The sequence below is a fragment of the uncultured Lamprocystis sp. genome (genome assembly GCF_903933125.1).
Lineage (GTDB): Bacteria > Pseudomonadota > Gammaproteobacteria > Chromatiales > Chromatiaceae > Thiodictyon.
The window spans coordinates 1-2,776 of the sequence record NZ_CAIZIZ010000516.1; the positions used below are offsets into that span (position 1 = coordinate 1).

At 63.2% G+C, this 2,776-nt stretch carries 3 protein-coding genes and 1 pseudogene; 1 reads left to right on the forward strand and 3 read right to left on the reverse strand.

Features of this window, described 5'->3' with window-relative positions:
* Nucleotides 1-696, forward strand: a pseudogene (locus QZY03_RS28215) (transposase); the annotation flags it as partial.
* A 5-nt stretch (nt 697-701) separates the two neighbouring features.
* Here QZY03_RS28215 and QZY03_RS28220 read toward each other — a convergent pair.
* From QZY03_RS28220 to QZY03_RS28230, 3 genes are all read right to left on the reverse strand, one after another.
* Complete coding sequence (locus QZY03_RS28220; protein WP_295587088.1) at nt 702-1,109, reverse strand: hypothetical protein; 408 nt, start codon at nt 1,107-1,109, stop codon at nt 702-704.
* Nucleotides 1,106-1,351, reverse strand: a complete 246-nt coding sequence (locus QZY03_RS28225) for a hypothetical protein (protein ID WP_295587090.1) — start codon at nt 1,349-1,351, stop codon at nt 1,106-1,108. The genes QZY03_RS28220 and QZY03_RS28225 overlap by 4 nt, the downstream gene beginning before the upstream one ends.
* A 177-nt stretch (nt 1,352-1,528) precedes the next feature.
* Nucleotides 1,529-2,602: a division plane positioning ATPase MipZ gene (locus tag QZY03_RS28230; protein ID WP_295587092.1), complete on the reverse strand. Its 1,074-nt coding sequence runs from the start codon at nt 2,600-2,602 to the stop codon at nt 1,529-1,531.
* Nucleotides 2,603-2,776 lie beyond the last annotated feature (174 nt).

Consider the following 2,776-nt stretch of genomic DNA (forward strand, 5'->3'; position numbering starts at 1 on the left):
GAGACCCCCGAACTGGCCGCGCGCTGCCGCGACTTCAGCGCCGATCGCGGCCTCGACAGTGCCGAGACCAAGGCCCTGCTGTGGGACCGCTACGACATCCGCCCGCTCATCGACACCCGCGAACTGTGGCGCGAGGAGAAGGAGCACCCCGACTATGACCCCAGCAAGCCCATCACCCGTCCCCTGTTCCCCACGCGGGTCGATACCATCGTCCATACGGAGAAAGGCCGCGTTCATTGCATCTGCCCGGCCACCGGCGTGCAACGCGACTTGGCCTTCCAGGGGTTCGAGGCCGATCGTGACACCCTCAAATACCGCTGTCCGGCCGCGGCCTTTGGGCTCGACTGCCAGGGTCGTGAACGGTGCCATCAGGCCGGCGGGGTCACGCCCGGCGACTACGGGCGCATCGTGCGCATCAGCCTCGCCGACCATGATCGGCGCATCTTCGTGCCGACGCCCTATGGCAGTCCCAGTTGGAAGCGCGGTTATAACCGTCGTAGCGCCTTGGAGCGGATCAATAACCGCATCGATAACAGCTTCGGCTTCGAGCGGCATTTCATTCGCGGCCTGGCCAAGATGCAGACGCGCGTCGGCTTGGCGCTGGCGGTCATGATGGCCATGGCGCTGGGACACGTCAAAGCCGGTCGCCCCGAACAAATGCGTTCGCTGGTTCAGCCCATCCCCGCGACCGGATAGCCCCCTCACCGACTGCCGCGTTCGGCCAGGCCGCCCACGCGTCGCCTGCGGGCGCGGCTGTCCGCGGAACAGAGTTGTTGAGAATGATTCTCAAAGAGGCGCCGCGGCGACCCGATTGCGTCGGTGCGCACCAGGAAATGACTGTGCGTCAGCCCGTCTGGCGCCGACCCCGGTCCCGGCGCGTCCGCGAAAAACGCCGCAGCGCAAATGTCTCTTGCCCAAAAACTCTTGCCGGTACCGCGATGGCCGAGTACGATCGGAGTATTTGGATCCAGCGCGGCGGAGTGACTCTCGGGTGCGTAAATGTCTTCGATGTTTGCGACATTGATACCGACCGCGTCGTTGGAGACATCCCCAGGGATCGCGGCAATGGCACGCCGAATGGAATGATGATCCTCAGCTTGAGGCTTCACGAGCGCGTCTCCAGGTCATTCGGCAGGCACTGATCGATCAGATCCAGGAGAGATCCGAATGTGGTTTCATAGATTTTACTCTCGAGCAGATCGCGGCGCGCCATCGGATCGAAGCCGCGAAATCGCGAATCATCGAGTATTGCGATAGGGTCCCGCAACGTCCAGTCCTCTTCAAAGAGAACCGATTCGTCAGTGGCTTCGTCATCCCATGGGATATCACTAAAGGGCTCTGCCGGCGTCACCAACGGTGCGACCGGCGCTGCACGCGGACCCAGCCCGACCTCTACGGCGAGGTCCCGGCAGCGTTCAGCGAAGGCTTGGCGCAGGTGAGTCTCGGGGGGGGCCTTGCCCTGAACGAGGGCCTTGATCGTAATCCCGGCCAGCGGCGTGCGTCGTCAGGGCTTCCAGCCCTGACGGTGTCAGGCCAGGATGGCCTGACGACGCACCCGGCGAGCCCAAGCGGCCGGAATCTTGATCGAGGCCTGAACGAGGTTGATGCGGGAGAGCCATTCGGGCGCCGGTTCAGCCGGATCTCCGAAGCGGGCGAGATGGGCGAGCAAGACCCGGAATCCCTGAAAAGTCTGAGGTTCGTCCAGTCCGAACAGTAGCACTTCGGCGCCCAGTCCCAGCAGGGAGGACGCAGTGGTCTCGTGCAAGCCAGCGCGGGCATCCACCAGGATCGCGTCGTAGCGGGCCGCATCCGAGAGCCGATCGAGTAGCGTCGCGATCTGATCGCGCAACGTTGCCACGGCACCATCCGGACCGATATCTTCTATGTAAGCGCGCGCGATTTTGGCAAGCACATCCGCCGGGTTCTCCAGTGATCGCCTGCCCAGCACCGGGATTACATCAATGCGTCCGCGTCCGCCCGCCAACGCGGACGGACCAACCAAGTCGGCCAGAAAGGCGTTGTCCAATCCAGAAAGTCCGTTTTCGACCAAGGCATCAAGAACCCCGAACTCGGGCAGTGTTCCCGGATCCAGCAACATGGGTCCGAGTCCGGGCGCCTCTATGTCCAAATCGATCGCCAGCACCCGCAATCCTCGGGACGCGAGAGCGACTGCCGCGACTGCCAAGCCGGTCGAACGACCCACCCCGCCTTTCAAACTCGCAAACACGAACCGGCGAGGTTGGGCTGACATGGGTGCCGGGGCGCGCAGCCAGTCGGCACCGACCATCCGACGGTCCAGCAGTCGGGTACGCGATGCGCCGATCAACACCGGCAGGGCGGTCGCGTCACAGAGGATTGTTGATGCGCCGAAATCGTTGCAATCTGCCACCACCCGATCGAAACGGGCATAGGAACCAAGTTTCTCGCGCAAGTGCTGTGCGACGCGCTCGATCGTTGCCGGATCCAATGGATCTGGCGCGAAGAAAGCAAGACGGCCACTGGCGTCCCGCAATACGACCCCGCGTTCCAGCGTGTCAGGGCCAAGTTGCTCCATAATAACCAGTGAGAGTGCCTGCAGGCTGTCGTCGAAACGTATTGGCATTACATCAACCTCAGGTACCGATAGACGCGACGACGTAATCGTTCAGACCCTCACCTGCGGCAGGGGGGCCAGCGACAACCCCTGGCGCCGGTCAGTGATGGCCTTGACCAGGTAGTTCCAGGGCGAGTGCTGGCGTTGCCGACAGGTGTCGATGACACTGGCCAGCAGGGTAAA